Here is a 13,996-nt window from a genome sequence, read left to right on the forward strand (position 1 = left end):
CTGTCCGGCCCTCGACTACTCCTCGATCGGGTGGACCGGGAATCGACACGACCGCCGGAGAATTTTTCCGGCGGTCGTCGTTCTCATGTCAGACCCACTGTACGAGCTGGATGATCACGCCGTTGGGGTCGACGGTCTGGAAGTAGCGCTCACCCCAGGGCTCGGTTTCGATGGGGGTCACGATCGGCGCTCCTTCCTGCTGGACGCGTTCGTATTCGGTGTCGATGTCCTCGACGACGAAGACCACGAGCAAGCCCTGGCCGGCGGGGCCCGCGATGCGTTCGGGTTTGAAGGTGGGCAGGCCCGTGCGCAGGTAGATGACGTTGAATCCGGCGTCCTCGCGGGCCAGGGAGACGAAGCCGTCGGCTGACATCTGCTCGGCGAAGCCGAAGTGGTCGATGAGGAACTTCGCCGAGGCGGCCGGGTCGGCGACGTTGAGGGACAGGGCGGAAGCGGTGATTTTCATGGGTCCTCCTGCGGTGCCGGATATCTCTATACGTTGTACGCTATACTTTGTACGGAAATTCCCGATCGGTTGCATCGTGACGGTCGTCACGCCCGGAGCGCGGTTGCCGGGTAGCCTTGTGTCGGTGCGGTGGGTGCGTTTCCAGGGGGGTGGCATCCAGCATTGGCTGGAGCTGTCCGATGAGGGAGCGGTGCTGCGCCGCATCGAATTCGACAGCGCCGCACCGGATCCGCTGCCCGAACAGCTGAAGCCGCAGCACAGCGACTATCCCGGCGCCGCGGCCGTCGCCGCCTCGACCGCCGAATTCATCAGTGTGCGTTCCCGATTCGGGGATAGCGGAGCCTGGGTCTACGAGGCATTACGCGGAATCCCCGCGGCCGAGTCCGAACCACCCGCCGATGCCGACGACGTCACGGGCGACGAATTCGAGCGCGCCTGGAACCACGCGGTGGTGCAGCGCAACTTCACGCCCTGCGACGGCGGCCCGCTACCGGAGGGCTCACGGGTGACGGGCACCGTGGAAGCCCTGCCCTGGGGTCCCGGGCAGACCGGGATCCTCGTCGATATCGGCATCCCGATCCCCGGGTTCGTGGACCGCGCCCACCTGCCCGCCGACCCCGCGGAGTGGCCGTCCATCGGCGTGCGCGGCACCTTCGAGGTGCTGCAGATCCGCTTCAGCCAGTGGGAAGACACCGCCCGGCTGCAGATCCGATTGCGGCCGACCGGAATTCTCGGGCGGCGATGACTTCGCAGGAGCAGAATTTCAGCTATGCCGCGATCCACCCCGGCAATCGTTGCCACTGAGCTCTTCACGCGGTCGGCGCAGCCGGTGATCCCGGCGGGCGACCGGCTGGTGTTGCGGCCGTGGCTGCGCCGCGACGCCCCCGAGGTGTACGCCGCGTTCCAGGACCCGGCCATCCGGCGCTGGCATGTGCGCACCGCCGACACCGAGGACGAGGTCGACGAGTGGGTGCAGGCGTGGGCGCACACCTGGAGTCGCGGGGTGGACGCCAATTGGGCTGTGGCCGACAGTCGTTCGGGCCGGATCGTGGGCCGGGTGTCGCTGCAGCACATGGTGCCGACGCAGGGGCTGGCGGCGGTGGCCTACTGGGTGGTGCCGGCGGCGCGCGGCCGGGGTGTCGCGCCGCGTGCGGTCAACGCGCTCACCGAGTGGGCGTTCCAGCAGGCCGGATTCCATCGGCTGGAGCTACGCCACTCGGTGCACAATCCGCAATCGTGCCGGGTGGCAATCAAATCCGGGTTCCTGCTGGAGGCCGTGAACCGCAGCGCCGGGCTGCACGAGGACGGCTGGCACGATATGCACCTGCATGCCCGGGTCGCGGGTGACGAGGACGAGAACCTGGAGTTCGCGTCCGCGCCGACGCTGCCCTTCCGGCGGGAATTCCGCGGCTGACGGGTGCCGCTCAGTGGTCGAGCTGGATGCGCAGTGCGGTGATGGTGCTGGCGAGGCCCTCGTATTGGTTGACCAGCAGCACGATTTCGATGAGTTTGGGCTGACTGTAGTGGGCGGCCAGCGCCTGCCAGGTGGTGTCGGACAGGTCGCGGGTGGTGACGAGCTCGTCCACGGCGGTGAGGAGAGCCTGTTCCTTGGGCGTCCAGCCGGGGGCGGACGGGCCGACGCGCACCCGGTCCAGGATCTCTGGCGTGACGCCCGCGCGTTTGCCGAGCCGGATGTGATGGTCCATCTCGTATTCGCAGCTGCGCAGGTGGGCGACGCGCAGGATGGCGAGCTCGGTTTCGTAGCGGCGCAGGGTGCCGCCGGGCATGAGCCGTCCGGAGAAGTGCAGCCAGCCGCGGAACAGGCCCCTGGCCTGTCCCAGAGTGCTGAACAGATGTGCGTCGTCCGTGCCTGCGGCCCGCGAAAGGACCTGCCAGACAATCCAGTTCACCGGGCCGAGTTCGCGCAGGCGACCGGGTGTTATGCGTGGCTCCATCGACACCATGGGGCCACGCTAACAGCCCGTCTCAGTCACTGCCAGCCCCTACTGTCAGAGACAGTCGGCCGGGTCAATCGCGCAGGGCGCGCGCCATTCTGGTGAGGCGCAGGGCGTGTTCGGCGCGGGCGAGCACGTGATCGCGGGAGGTGGTGATGTGCGCGACCAGGGCGTCGAGCGCCTTGTCGGGATCACCGGCGAGCAGGTGTTCGGCAATGGCTATGTGCTCGTCGGTCATGCTCGCGACACGGTCGGTGGTGGGCAGGTCCAGGGCGCGCAGCGGCCGCACCCGGGCGTGCACGGTGTCGAGGGCGTCGGCCAGCGCGGCATTGCCGGAGGCGGCCAGCAGCGCGGTGTGGAAGCGCTCGTCGGCGGCGATGAGGGCGGCGCCCGGTTCGGGCGGATGGTCGCGCAGGTCCCGCCAGGTCGCGAGTTCACGCCGGACCGGTTCCGGATCGTGTGCGTGCCGCCGCTGTATTCCCCTCGCTTCCAGCAGGATTCGGAGCTCGTACAGATCGGCGAGCTCCTCCACTCGCGGCCGGTAGGGGTAGAAGCCGTCGGGATGCCGTTCGACGAGGCCGTCGGCGAGCAGGCGCGCCAGGGCCTCGCGGACGGGAGTGCGTGACACGCCGTAGGTTTCGGCGAGACGCTCCTCGCCGAGCCGTTCGGTGGGCACCAGCACCCCCGCCGCGAGATCCCCTCGGAGTGACCGATACACCCGTTCCGACAACGGGATACGCCCCCTGCGCGCCATATCGGTTCGCCCGGTCAGATGGCCATGGCCAGCCGGACATCGGATTCGGCGCCCGCACCGCCCGCCCCGGCGGAGGTGATCCGGCCCGAGCGCAGCACGTAGTACTGCTGGGCGGCCTGCAGCGCGAAACCGATGTGCTGTTCGACCAGCAGCACGCTCAAACCACCGCGCGCGGTGAGTTCGATGATGGTGCGCTCGATCTCGGCGACCACCGACGGCTGGATGCCCTCGGTCGGTTCGTCGAGAATGAGCAGCTTCGGTTCGGTGATGAGCGCGCGGGCAATGGCCAGCTGCTGGCGCTGGCCGCCGGAGAGCAGGCCCGCCTTGCGGGACAGCAGGTCTCGCAGCGCCGGGAAGAGGTCGAGCGCCTCGGCGATCAACTCCTTGCCGCGTTTGCGCCCATCCGCTACCACCTGCAGGTTCTCCAAGGTGGACAGCTGCTGGAAGGACTGCTGACCCTGCGGGACATACGCGATGCCGTGCTTGACCCGTTTGGATGGCGAGTGCTTGGTGATATCGCTGCCGTCGAAGGTGATCCGGCCGGATTTGGCGGGCAGCAGTCCCACGGCCGCGCGCAGCAGCGAGGTCTTGCCCGCGCCGTTGTGGCCCATGATGGCGGCCACCCCGTCGTCCGGAACCGTGAGGGAGACACCGTGAATGACCTCGGTGCGTCCGTAACCCGTGTGCAGATCGGTGATTTCAAGCATCGGCGGGCTCCTTCAGGTCCGTGCCGCTCGCGACTTCCTCGGTGCTCGGGGGCAATTCGCCCGCTGCCGCGGTGCCGAGGTACACCTCCTGCACCTTCGGGTCGGCCTGCACCTGTTCGACCGTGCCCTCGCTGAGCACCCGGCCGCCGGCGAGCACGGTGACCGAGTTCGCGAAGGCGCGCATGAAGTCCATATCGTGTTCGACCACGACCACCACCCGCTTGTCGCCGATGCGCCGCAACAGGTTTCCGGTTTCTTCGCGTTCCTCGGCGCTCATGCCGGCGACGGGTTCGTCGAGCAGCAGCACCGAGGCGTTCTGCACCAGCAGCATGCCGATCTCCAGCCACTGCTTCTGACCGTGCGCGAGGATCCCCGCGGGCTTGTCGCGCAGGGCGGTCAGGCCGATGGTCTCGAGGGCTTCCTCGATGGCGGGCAGCACCGACTTGCGTTTGCGTAGCAGGGTGAGTGCGGACCGTCCGGCGCCGGCGGCGATATCCAGGTTCTGCAGGACCGTCAGCTGCTCGAAAACACTCGCGGTCTGGAAGGTCCGGCCGACTCCCAGCCGGGCGATCTGGTGCACCTTCTTGCCGATCAGCTCACTGCCGGACTTCTGGGCCGAGCCGGTGGCCGGGACCAGTCCGGTGATCGCATCGATCAGCGTGGTCTTGCCCGCGCCGTTGGGTCCGATCAGGAAGCGCAGATCCCCTTGCAGCACAGTGAGATCCACGTCGGCGACGGCCTTGAATCCGTCGAAACTCACCGAGAGGCCGCGGATTTCGAGATATTCCTCGCTCATCGTGCTTCCACTTTCTCCGGTTCGATCACTTCGGCCGCGGCTTCCGTCACCGGCGTCGGGGTCACGGTCTTCGCGGGCCGGGCGCGCTCCAGCACTTGCTTTGCCAGCGGCCCGAATCCGGCCAGCCCGGCGGGAATGAAGCCGACCACGACGATGAACAGCGCGCCCTGGAAGTACACCCACCCGGACGGGAAGGTCTCCGAGAAGCTGGTCTGCGCCCACGCCACCCCGACCGCGCCCAGAACCGGGCCCAGCAGTGTGGTGCGCCCGCCGATGGCGACCCCGATCAGGAAGGCGATGGACGGCACCACCCCGATGTCCGCGGGCGAGATGATCCCCACGATCGGCGTGAACAGCGCTCCCGCGATTCCGGCGAAGAAGGCCGCCACCACATAGGCGACGATCTTGATATTGGCCGGGTCGTATCCGAGGAAGCGCACCCGCTCCTCCTGATCACGCACGGCGACAAGGAGTTCGCCGTACCGGCTGTGCATGAGCTGCCGTGCGATGGCCACCACCGCGAGCAGCGCGCCCGCCGCGAAGAAGAACAGCATGCGCCGGTTCACCGGATCATCCAGGCGGTAGCCGAAGAAGGTCTTGAAGTCGCTGAGCCCGGTGAAGCCGCCGATGCTCTGCTGCCCGGTGAGCAGGATCGCCAGCGCCGCCGCCAGCGCCTGGCTCAGGATGGCGAAGTACGCGCCCTTGACCCGGCGCTTGAACACGCCGAAACCGAGGACCAGCGCCAGCAGGCCGGGCAGGAGCAGAATGCCGAGGACCGCCACCAGCGGAGACTCGAAAGGCTGCCAGTAGGACGGCAATTCGTCGATTCCCGAGATGACCATGAATTCCGGGACATCGTCACCGGCCTTGGCGGCGTCGGCCATCTGCATGTGCATGGCCATGATGTAGGCGCCGAGCCCGAAGAACACGCCCTGTCCGAGGGTGAGCATGCCGCCGCGCCCCCAGGCCAGGCCGATGCCGACGGCCACGATGGCGAAACACAGGAACTTGGCCAGCAGGCTGAGCCGGAAATCGCTGAGCACCGCGGGTGCGATGCCGAACAGCAGGACGGCGGCAATCGCGAAGCCGCCCAGGGCTTTCAAGGAGGAATTGGCGTTCAAACGCTGGATGATGCTCATGCCAGACTCCGGGTGCGGACGGTGAACAGGCCCTGCGGGCGTACCTGCAGGAAGATCACGATCACCACGAAGACGATCACCTTGGCGACCGATGCGGTGGTCGAATACTCGACGAACGAATTCAGCAGGCCCATCCCGAAGGCCGCGATGACCGTGCCCTTGATCTGACCCAGTCCGCCGATGACGACGACAAGGAAGGCGTCGACCAGATAGCTCTGCCCGATGGTCGGGCTGGTGGAACCGATCAGGGTGAGCGCCACCCCGGCCACGGCGGCCAGGCCGGAGCCGATGAAGAAGGTGCTCAGATCGGTGAAACGCGAAGAGATGCCGGAGGTTTCGGCCAGGCTGCGGTTCTGCACCACGGCCCGGATGCGCCGGCCCATGGGTGTGGCCTTGAGCGCCACGGCCAGCGCCGCCACCGCGGCCACGGCCAGCACCATGATGAAGATGCGGGTCTTGGGCACGACGGTCCCGGCGATCTCCAGGCCGCCGGTCAGCCACTGCGGAATGTCGACCTGCTTGGCCTGCGCGTCGAAGATGTCGCGGGTGGCCTGCTGCAGCACCAGGCCGACGCCGAAGGTGACCAGCAGGGTGTCCAGCGGCCGGTCGTACATCCAGCGGATGAGCCCGGCCTCGAGTGCCGCGCCCAGCAGCCCGCCGACGACGAATCCGGCGAACAGCGAGATGATCAGGGCCGCGCCGGTGGACGAAACCAGCTGCTGGACCACGAAGGTGGTGTAGCAACCGGCCATGATGAATTCGCCGTGCGCCATATTGACCACGCCCATCTGGCCGAAGGTCAGCGCCAGGCCGAGCGCGGCGAGCAGCAGGATCGAGCCGAGGCTCAAACCCGTGAAGAGCTGTCCGACAGCGACTTCCATTGTGAATACCTCTGTCTAGATGTGTGCCGTATGGCCGGTGCGGACAGCGTCCGCACCGGCCACCCCTCAACGGCAGTGCCGACTACTTCAGGCCCGCCGCCCACTCGTAGGACTTCAGGTACGGGTCCGGCGTCACGGCCTTGCCGGAATCCCACACGGTGTAGATCAGGCCGTCGGAACGGATTTCGCCGATGCGCGCGGTCTTGGTGATGTGGTGGTTGGCGCCGTCGATGGTGACGGTGCCCTCGGGCGCCTCGAAGCTGACGCCGTCGGCCGCGGCCTGAATGTCGGCCACCGCGAAGGACTTCGCCTTCTCGACGGTGTTCTTCCACAGGAAGACCGAGGCGTAGGCGGCTTCCATCGGATCGGAGGTCGGCTTCTCCTGACCGAAGGCGGCCTTGTAGTCGGCGACGAACTTCTTGTTCACCGGGGTGTCGACGGTCTGGTAGTAGTTCCAGGCGGTCAGCTGGCCGACGATGTTCTGCACGCCGATGCCCGCGACCTCCTCCTCGGCGATGGAGACCGAAACCACCGGCATGTCAGCGGCTTTCAGGCCCGCGTTGGCGTACTCGCGGAAGAAGGCGACATTGGAATCGCCGTTGAGCGTGTTGAAGACCGCGCCCGCCTTGGAGTTGCGGACCTTGTTGACGATTGTGGAGAAATCCGTGGAGCCCAGCGGCGCCAGATCCTCACCCTTGATCTCGATGCCGTTGGCCTTGGCGTAGGCCTTGATCTCGCGATTGGCGGTCTGCGGGAAGACGTAGTCCGAGCCGACCAGGTAGAGGGAGGTGATGCCCTTCTGCTTGAGGTAGTCCAGCGCGGGCACGATCTGCTGGTTGGTGGTCGCGCCGGTGTAGAAGATGTTCTTGGAATCCTCCAGGCCCTCGTACTGCACCGGGTAGTAGAGCAGCGAGTTCAGATTCTCGAACTTGGGCTTCATGGCCTTGCGTGAGGACGAGGTCCAGCCGCCGAAAACCGCTGCGACACAGTCGGAGCTGATGAGCTTCTCGGCCTTCTCGGCGAACGTCTTCGGATCCGACGCGCCGTCCTCGAGGACGAGCTCGATCTTCTTGCCGAGGACACCGCCCGCCGCATTGATCTGATCCACCGCCAGCTTGGTGGAATTGGCGACCGTCACCTCGGAGATGGCCATGGTCCCGGTGAGCGAGTGCAGGGAACCGACCTTGATGGTGTCCTTCGAGGTGTCCACGCAGGACTTGGCATTGGACACGGGATCGCTGTCGCGGGAACCGCACCCGGACACCAGTGCGACGGACAGGGCCAGCGTGGCCGGGATGGTGATCGCCTTGATCAGACGCCGAGTGCGATCTCGGCCGGGGGAATCTTGCATGGGGCGGACCCTTCTCACGAGCTTCTGCGACGTCTGCTGCGCCGCTTGCGAATACCGCCGCGTATACAGCCGCTGTATTCGTGGTGAGAAAGGTAAACGGGAAGTGTTGCGGCGGAATGTCTCTCGATGACACTCCGATTTCTCGAGTTACGCGGAGGTGAATTTCCGCGCACCGCAACACTTCCCGCTCGGTGAGCTCCTAGTGGCAGGACCACCGGTTGCAGGTGAGCTCCAGGATGTTCGGCTCGTCCGAAGCCGGGATGGCGGCGCCGATGCCCGCGCCGATCAGACCGCCGATGATCATGCCGACCGGCATGGTGATCAGGGCGAGCACGCCGTAACCGAGGATGCCGATCATGCCGACGAGACCGCCGATGGCGGAACCGATCTTGGAACCGGTCTCGATATTGAGCTGCCGCTGCGAGAGCCAGCGCGCGACCGGCGTGGCGGTGAGCCGGGTGCCGTTGTCGGTGACGGTGGGCTGCAGATCGAGCTGCCCCTCCTCGGTGGTGACGGTGAGAGCCACATTGGAGATCTCGGTGCCCGCCGCGTTCGTGATGCTCAGCCGGCCGTCGCGGATGGCGAAGGTGCCGCCCTCGAGGGTCATGCTGAAGGTGCCGGAACCCTCCTGCCGCGAAATGTCATAGGCGACACCGTGGTCCACGCCCTTGTCCGGAGCCGCTGCGGTGTCCTCGACCGACACGTCGGCGTAGGCGGTTCCCCCCGCAATTCCCGTGGCGGCAATGGTCATGATGGCCGTCGCGGCGAACTTCCTGATGTTCAATTCATGCCTTTTCTCGTGAATCCCCGACCCGGGCGCTGTCACCGCGCCCCTGGGTCAGGACATTAACACCCGGAACCGACAGAATTGAAATACGACTATTGAATGACATAGGGGGAGATGGAACTTCGGTGTTCGCTGATGTCGAGCGACTTGCCCAGCGGCGGGAATGCGCGCTGCGGGCAGCTGGATCGCTCACAGACGCGGCAGCCCGCGCCGATCGGAGTTGCCTTGGGCTCGTTGAGATCCAGGCCGTCGGCATAGACCACGCGACCGGCATGCCGCAATTCGCAGCCGAGGCCGATGGCGAATACCTTGCTGGGTTCGCCGTAGCGCGTCGCGCGACGTTCCACGGTGCGGGCGACCCAGAGGTATTTGCGGCCGTCGGGCATCTGGGCGATCTGCGTCATGATCTTCGCGGGGTAGGCGAAGGTCTCGTAGACGTTCCAGAGCGGGCAGGTGCCGCCGCTGGAGGAGAAGTGGAAACCGGTGGCGGACTGGCGTTTCGACATATTGCCGGCCCGGTCCACCCGCACGAAGGAGAACGGGACCCCGCGCAGTTTGGGGCGCTGCAGCGTCGAAAGCCGGTGGCAGATGGTCTCGTAGCTCTGCGTGAAGAAGGCGGACAGGCGCTCGATGTCGTAGCGGAAGTCCTCGGCCACCTCGTGGAAATGCGTGTACGGCAGGACGGTCGCCGCGGCGAAATAGTTGGCCAGGCCCAGTTTGGCCAATATCCGCGACTCCTGGCTGGAGAAATTGCCTTCCTCCACAAGCTTTTCGATGAGGTCGCCGCATTCCAGGTAGGCCAGTTCGGCGGCGAGTTTGAACACGCGTTGCCCGCCCGACAGATGCGGGGCGATTTCCAGGCGGCGGGCGTCGGGGTCGTAGCGGTGCAGCACGCCGTCGCCGAGATCGATGCGTTCCACGATCTGCACGCCGTGCGCGGTGGTGAGGCGGCGGGCGATCTCGCGTTTCAGGTCGCCGCCGTGGAATCGCATGCGGTTGGCGAGTTCCTCGGCCGCGGTATCCAATTCGTGAATGTAATTCTGCCGCTGGTAGAAGTAGTCGCGGACTTCCTCGTGCGGTTTGGAGATGGCGCCCGAACCGCTGCCGTCGGCGAAACGGTCCTCGGTGGCGGCGGCCAGCTGCGCGGTCGTATTGCGATAGCGGCGATGCATGTTCACCATGGCGCGCGCCAAACCCGGGTGCGCGGAGACCATTTCGGCGATCTCCTGGGCGTCGGCCTCGATGCCGAGCTCCTGGTCCATCACGACCTCTTGGAGTTCGGCGATGAGCCGGGTGTCGTCCTGTGAGGAGAAGAAGCCGGCGTCGACGCCGAACACCTCGCTGATGCGCAGCAGAACCGGTACGGTGAGCGGGCGGACATCATGCTCTATCTGATTCAGATAGCTCGCCGAAATCTCCAGCGACTTCGCGAGAGAGACCTGGCTCATCCCGCGTTCGGTACGCAGCTGCCGTAGCCGCGCGCCGACGTAAGTCTTGGCCATGTGCCCAGTTTATGGCCGGTTTCGCAAACCTGCCAATTGAGAATTAACAACCGTGCTGAGCAATCTGTCACACCCGGGGGTTACGGTCGGTTGGTGCTGCTGTCGCAAGTCGTGCAGGCGTCGCAGACCGTGCGTGCGACCACCTCACGAAAGACCAAGATCAAAGCCTTCGCCGAGCTGCTGGAGTCTGCCGGGCCGGACGAGCTCGCGCCGGTTGTGGCGTGGGTTTCCGGGGAGCTGACGCAGGGGCGGATCGGGACCGGGTGGCGGACGCTGACCGCCATGGAGGTGCCCGCGGCCGGTGGGCCGACGCTGAGCGTGGCTGCGGTGGATTCGGTCTTCAGCGAGCTGGCGGCCGTCAATGGGTCCGGGTCGACTGCTCGCCGCAAGGAACTGCTCACCGGGCTGTTCGCCGCCGCGACCAAAGACGAGCACGATTTCCTGATTCGCCTGCTGACCGGCGAGATGCGGCAGGGAGCCCTGACGGCCATCGTGGCCGAGGCGGTGGCCATGGCTTTCGACGTGCCGGTCGCGGCGGTGCGGCGGGCGCACATGCTGTCCGGGCGACTACCCGCGACGGCGCTGGCGGCGCAGACCGGGGGAGCGGCTGCGCTGGCGGCGTTCCGGCTGGAGGTGGGGCGGCCGATCCAGCCGATGCTCGCCTCGCCGGGAGCCACACTCGATACGTCGCTCGCCGAGTTCGGCGGCGAGGTGAGTGTCGAGATCAAGATGGACGGTGCGCGAATCCAGGTGCACCGCAAGGGCGATCAGGTCTGGGTGTTCACCCGGACGCTGCGCGACATCACGAGCACCGTGCCCGAACTGGTGGAGCTGGTGCGCGGGTTGGACTGCACGAGTGTGGTTCTGGACGGGGAGACGCTGGCCCTGGAGGATTCCGGCCGCCCCCGGCCGTTCCAGGAGACCATGAGCCGCTTCGCCGCCGATCCGGCCGTGGCCGAGGCGAATTCGACCCGGGAGCTGCTGCTGCACCCGTACTTCTTCGACTGTCTGCACCTGGATGGTGCGGATCTGTTGGACGCGCAGCTGCGCGACCGCCGGGACGCGCTCACCAAAGTGGCGGGGAGCCTGAGCATTCCGGCCCTCATCGCCCCCGATGAGGAGGCCGCCGCCGAATACTTCGACGGTGCGCTGGCCGCCGGGCACGAGGGCATCATGATCAAATCCCTGGCCGCCCCGTACGCGGCGGGCCGGCGGGGCCGGGCCTGGCAGAAGGTGAAGCCCACCCACACCCTCGATCTGGTGGTGCTCGGCGCGGAGTGGGGGTACGGCCGCCGCACCGGGTACCTGTCCAACCTGCACCTGGGCGCGCGCGACCCCGAGGGCGGTGAACCGATCATGGTCGGCAAGACCTTCAAGGGCCTCACCGATGCGCTGTTGCAGTGGCAGACGGCCGAATTCCCGCGGCACGAGCGCGAACGCGACGCCACCACCGTCTACCTGTTCCCGGAACTGGTGGTGGAGATCGCCCTCGACGGCGTGCAGACCAGCCCGCGCTATCCGGGCGGGGTGGCCCTGCGATTCGCTCGCGTGCTGCGCTACCGCCCCGACAAGGAGCCGGCCGACGCCGACACCATCGACACGATTCGCGCGCTGCTACCCGGCGCGCCGAGCTGAGGCGAGCAGTTCGGCAATGGCCGGATCCTCCTGCGAGATCTCGTCCAGCGCCGCGCTGAGCGTGTTCTCGTAGGTGGCGCGGGCCTCCCGATACCGGGCGCGCCCGGCGTCGGTGATGACGGTGTAGACGCCGCGCTTATCGTCCGGGCACAGATCCCGGTAGGTGAACTCGGCCGCATTGAGCCGCCCGACGAGCCGGGTCACCGAACTCTGGTTGAGTCCGAGCTTGTCGGCCAGCTCCTGCATGCGCAGCTCGCTCTCGGGGGCCTGATCGAGGTGATTCAGCGCACGATATTCCGACAGTCCGAGCCCGTGCCGACGCTGCATGACGGTCGCCAATCGGCTCTCGACGTGCGCGTGCAGCTGCAGCATCCGGTTCCAAAGCCGGTTGTCCGCGGACGTTTTCGTTGCCATCGATCTTCTCCTCCAGGGGCTTGACACGAGTTTACATGTACATGCATGCTCTTGTTCGCGGTTCAAGAACTTGCACATACATACAACTACTCGGTCGAGGAGAATCCCATGCCCTGGGTCTTCCTGCTCATCGCCTCCGTCTTCGAGGTCGTCTTCGCCCTGGCCACCAATGCCACCCACGGTTTCACCGTGCTGGGTCCGTCGCTGTTGACCGCCGCCGCCGCGGCAGGCGGCATCTTCTTCCTGAGCCTGGCGCTGAAATCGCTGGATGTCGGTGTCGGCTACACCATCTGGACCGGCATCGGCTCGGTGGGAACGGTGGTGTTCGGCTCGGTGGTGTTCCACGAGGAGTTCACCCCCGCCAAAGCCGTGGCCTTCGTCCTCATCATCGGCGGCGTCCTGGGGCTCAAGCTCGCCGACAAGCTGAGCGCGCCCGCCGCCGTGCACGCCTGAATCCTTCCTTCTCCCATCTGTTTTCGAGGAGTTCGTCATGTCCTGGGTCTACCTGCTGATCGCCGTCGTCTTCGAGGTCGCCTTCGCGCTGGGCACCAATGCCACCAAGGGCTTCACCCGGCTGTGGCCGTCGGTCTTCACCCTGCTCGCCGCCGCGGGCGGCATCTTCACCCTCAGCCTGGCCCTGCGGACCCTGGATGTCGGTGTGGGATACACGATTTGGACCGGTCTCGGCTCGATCGGCACCGTGGTCCTGGGCGCGCTGATCTACAAAGAGAAGATCACCGTCCCGAAGCTGCTGTCCTTCGCGTCGATCATCGCCGGGGCGATCGTGCTGCGCGTCGCGGCCGGAGTCTGAGCGGCAGTGTGGTCCCCGGCGTCACCGGGCTCCCAGCTGATTCACAGGAATGCTCGAGCGGGCTCCTAGCTTGGGAGCGAAAGCTTACGGGCGTCGGGGATCGGCCGAGCGGTTGTCAGGTGATCGCACGGGGATACTGCTGCCGCAGTCACTGCGGGTTTCGCGTGCGGTGCCGCACGGTGATCGCCGACGGTGGATTATGCGGATGGTCCATCTGTGCTGTGCCGGCGGCGCGCCCGATCCCCTTGCCGGGCGGGCCGCCGGCCGTACTACTTTCCCGGGAATTCAGTAGTCGTAGTCCTGGTCCTGGCTACCGGTGAGATTGGGTAGGCGGCGGCGGCCCGCGGCCAGATCACCCGCCAGATGTTCATAGGCGACGGCCAATTCGGTGAGCCGCTGAGCGGCCTCGTGAATGGCGGCGTCGGGGGAGGCGACCAGCGTCAGATAGGCCAGGGCGGAGAACTGGGCCAGCCGGTCGACCACGGTGCCGACGGTTTCGGTGTGCAGGTGGGCTTCCCTGGGCGCCTTGGGCAGCTCGGTGGCCACCCAGCGGTCGATATCGTGCACCAGCTGGGCACGATCGTGATCGATGGGACCGGTGGACCCCGCCACGGCCGACAGTCGCCGCTCGTGCAGATCCGCGAGTAGGCCGGCGCAGCGCAGCACCGGATGGTCGGCGGGAGGCAGGCCGCGGCACGCCTGCAGGAGTAGCTGTTTGTTGGGAAGCGGATGCACCAGGCCATGGTGCTACGCGAATATCTCCGATTGGCAACGAAATTCAATCGGAATGCGGGTCGC

The 13,996-nt window shown here is 66.6% G+C and carries 17 protein-coding genes; 5 read left to right on the forward strand and 12 right to left on the reverse strand.

Annotated features, from left to right (window positions below):
- Positions 1-88 precede the first annotated feature (88 nt).
- Entirely contained in the window at positions 89-466 is a 378-nt protein-coding gene (locus tag H0264_RS07805) for a VOC family protein (protein WP_181583342.1), read from the reverse strand.
- Between the two features lie 124 nt (positions 467-590).
- Here H0264_RS07805 and H0264_RS07810 point away from each other — a divergent pair, with 124 nt between their 5' ends.
- Positions 591-1,211 (forward strand): hypothetical protein, encoded by a 621-nt coding sequence (locus H0264_RS07810; protein WP_181583343.1) that lies wholly within the window; start codon positions 591-593, stop codon positions 1,209-1,211.
- 24 nt (positions 1,212-1,235) lie between these two features.
- Positions 1,236-1,880, forward strand: a complete 645-nt coding sequence (locus tag H0264_RS07815; protein ID WP_181583344.1) for a GNAT family N-acetyltransferase — start codon at positions 1,236-1,238, stop codon at positions 1,878-1,880.
- Between the two features lie 10 nt (positions 1,881-1,890).
- On the opposite strand, the gene H0264_RS07820 is transcribed toward H0264_RS07815, so the two are convergent.
- From H0264_RS07820 to ramB, 9 genes are all read right to left on the reverse strand, one after another.
- Positions 1,891-2,421, reverse strand: a complete 531-nt coding sequence (locus tag H0264_RS07820; RefSeq protein ID WP_181585359.1) for a carboxymuconolactone decarboxylase family protein — start codon at positions 2,419-2,421, stop codon at positions 1,891-1,893.
- Positions 2,422-2,494: 73 nt separating this feature from the next.
- A complete protein-coding gene (locus tag H0264_RS07825; RefSeq protein WP_181583345.1) occupies positions 2,495-3,175 on the reverse strand; it encodes a GntR family transcriptional regulator in 681 nt (226 codons plus the stop codon).
- 14 nt (positions 3,176-3,189) lie between these two features.
- On the reverse strand, positions 3,190-3,882 hold the full coding sequence (gene urtE / locus H0264_RS07830; protein ID WP_181583346.1) for an urea ABC transporter ATP-binding subunit UrtE: 693 nt from the start codon (positions 3,880-3,882) through the stop codon (positions 3,190-3,192).
- Complete coding sequence (gene urtD / locus H0264_RS07835; RefSeq protein ID WP_181583347.1) at positions 3,875-4,678, reverse strand: urea ABC transporter ATP-binding protein UrtD; 804 nt, start codon at positions 4,676-4,678, stop codon at positions 3,875-3,877. Before urtD ends, urtE begins: the two co-directional genes overlap by 8 nt.
- Positions 4,675-5,817 carry an urea ABC transporter permease subunit UrtC gene (gene urtC / locus H0264_RS07840; RefSeq protein WP_181583348.1) on the reverse strand — a complete coding sequence of 381 codons (1,143 nt, stop codon included), beginning with the start codon at positions 5,815-5,817 and terminating at the stop codon, positions 4,675-4,677. The genes urtD and urtC overlap by 4 nt, the downstream gene beginning before the upstream one ends.
- Positions 5,814-6,698, reverse strand: a complete 885-nt coding sequence (urtB, locus tag H0264_RS07845) for an urea ABC transporter permease subunit UrtB (RefSeq protein ID WP_181583349.1) — start codon at positions 6,696-6,698, stop codon at positions 5,814-5,816. The genes urtC and urtB overlap by 4 nt, the downstream gene beginning before the upstream one ends.
- Positions 6,699-6,780: 82 nt before the next feature.
- Entirely contained in the window at positions 6,781-8,049 is a 1,269-nt protein-coding gene (gene urtA, locus H0264_RS07850) for an urea ABC transporter substrate-binding protein (protein WP_181583350.1), read from the reverse strand.
- A 199-nt stretch (positions 8,050-8,248) separates the two neighbouring features.
- Positions 8,249-8,833, reverse strand: coding sequence for a DUF8020 domain-containing protein (locus H0264_RS07855; protein WP_181583351.1), 585 nt, complete (start codon positions 8,831-8,833; stop codon positions 8,249-8,251).
- 95 nt (positions 8,834-8,928) lie between these two features.
- Positions 8,929-10,338 (reverse strand): acetate metabolism transcriptional regulator RamB, encoded by a 1,410-nt coding sequence (gene ramB, locus H0264_RS07860; RefSeq protein WP_181583352.1) that lies wholly within the window; start codon positions 10,336-10,338, stop codon positions 8,929-8,931.
- Positions 10,339-10,431: 93 nt separating this feature from the next.
- Between ramB and H0264_RS07865 the strand changes: the two genes are divergently transcribed.
- Positions 10,432-11,973 (forward strand): ATP-dependent DNA ligase, encoded by a 1,542-nt coding sequence (locus H0264_RS07865; protein ID WP_181583353.1) that lies wholly within the window; start codon positions 10,432-10,434, stop codon positions 11,971-11,973.
- Here H0264_RS07865 and H0264_RS07870 read toward each other — a convergent pair.
- Positions 11,953-12,387 carry a MarR family winged helix-turn-helix transcriptional regulator gene (locus tag H0264_RS07870; protein WP_181583354.1) on the reverse strand — a complete coding sequence of 145 codons (435 nt, stop codon included), beginning with the start codon at positions 12,385-12,387 and terminating at the stop codon, positions 11,953-11,955. The genes H0264_RS07865 and H0264_RS07870 overlap by 21 nt on opposite strands.
- Positions 12,388-12,495: 108 nt before the next feature.
- Between H0264_RS07870 and H0264_RS07875 the strand changes: the two genes are divergently transcribed.
- Both H0264_RS07875 and H0264_RS07880 read left to right on the forward strand, forming a co-directional pair.
- Entirely contained in the window at positions 12,496-12,840 is a 345-nt protein-coding gene (locus H0264_RS07875; protein ID WP_181583355.1) for a DMT family transporter, read from the forward strand.
- Between the two features lie 37 nt (positions 12,841-12,877).
- Positions 12,878-13,198 carry a DMT family transporter gene (locus H0264_RS07880; protein WP_181583356.1) on the forward strand — a complete coding sequence of 107 codons (321 nt, stop codon included), beginning with the start codon at positions 12,878-12,880 and terminating at the stop codon, positions 13,196-13,198.
- A 285-nt stretch (positions 13,199-13,483) separates the two neighbouring features.
- Here H0264_RS07880 and H0264_RS07885 read toward each other — a convergent pair whose 3' ends face one another.
- Positions 13,484-13,933: a DUF4254 domain-containing protein gene (locus H0264_RS07885; RefSeq protein ID WP_181583357.1), complete on the reverse strand. Its 450-nt coding sequence runs from the start codon at positions 13,931-13,933 to the stop codon at positions 13,484-13,486.
- Positions 13,934-13,996: the final 63 nt, after the last annotated feature.

This window comes from Nocardia huaxiensis (assembly GCF_013744875.1).
GTDB lineage: Bacteria > Actinomycetota > Actinomycetes > Mycobacteriales > Mycobacteriaceae > Nocardia > Nocardia huaxiensis.

Bases quoted from the DNA above. Each gene is read 5' to 3' on its own strand.
- H0264_RS07825 (WP_181583345.1), bottom strand. From the start codon at position 3,175: ATGGCGCGCAGGGGGCGTATCCCGTTGTCGGAACGGGTGTATCGGTCA.
- H0264_RS07820 (WP_181585359.1), bottom strand. From the start codon at position 2,421: ATGGAGCCACGCATAACACCCGGTCGCCTGCGCGAACTCGGCCCGGTG.
- H0264_RS07805 (WP_181583342.1), bottom strand. From the start codon at position 466: ATGAAAATCACCGCTTCCGCCCTGTCCCTCAACGTCGCCGACCCGGCC.
- H0264_RS07870 (WP_181583354.1), bottom strand. From the start codon at position 12,387: ATGGCAACGAAAACGTCCGCGGACAACCGGCTTTGGAACCGGATGCTG.
- urtE (WP_181583346.1), bottom strand. From the start codon at position 3,882: ATGCTTGAAATCACCGATCTGCACACGGGTTACGGACGCACCGAGGTC.
- H0264_RS07815 (WP_181583344.1), top strand. From the start codon at position 1,236: ATGCCGCGATCCACCCCGGCAATCGTTGCCACTGAGCTCTTCACGCGG.
- H0264_RS07880 (WP_181583356.1), top strand. From the start codon at position 12,878: ATGTCCTGGGTCTACCTGCTGATCGCCGTCGTCTTCGAGGTCGCCTTC.
- urtB (WP_181583349.1), bottom strand. From the start codon at position 6,698: ATGGAAGTCGCTGTCGGACAGCTCTTCACGGGTTTGAGCCTCGGCTCG.
- urtD (WP_181583347.1), bottom strand. From the start codon at position 4,678: ATGAGCGAGGAATATCTCGAAATCCGCGGCCTCTCGGTGAGTTTCGAC.
- ramB (WP_181583352.1), bottom strand. From the start codon at position 10,338: ATGGCCAAGACTTACGTCGGCGCGCGGCTACGGCAGCTGCGTACCGAA.
- urtA (WP_181583350.1), bottom strand. From the start codon at position 8,049: ATGCAAGATTCCCCCGGCCGAGATCGCACTCGGCGTCTGATCAAGGCG.
- H0264_RS07875 (WP_181583355.1), top strand. From the start codon at position 12,496: ATGCCCTGGGTCTTCCTGCTCATCGCCTCCGTCTTCGAGGTCGTCTTC.
- urtC (WP_181583348.1), bottom strand. From the start codon at position 5,817: ATGAGCATCATCCAGCGTTTGAACGCCAATTCCTCCTTGAAAGCCCTG.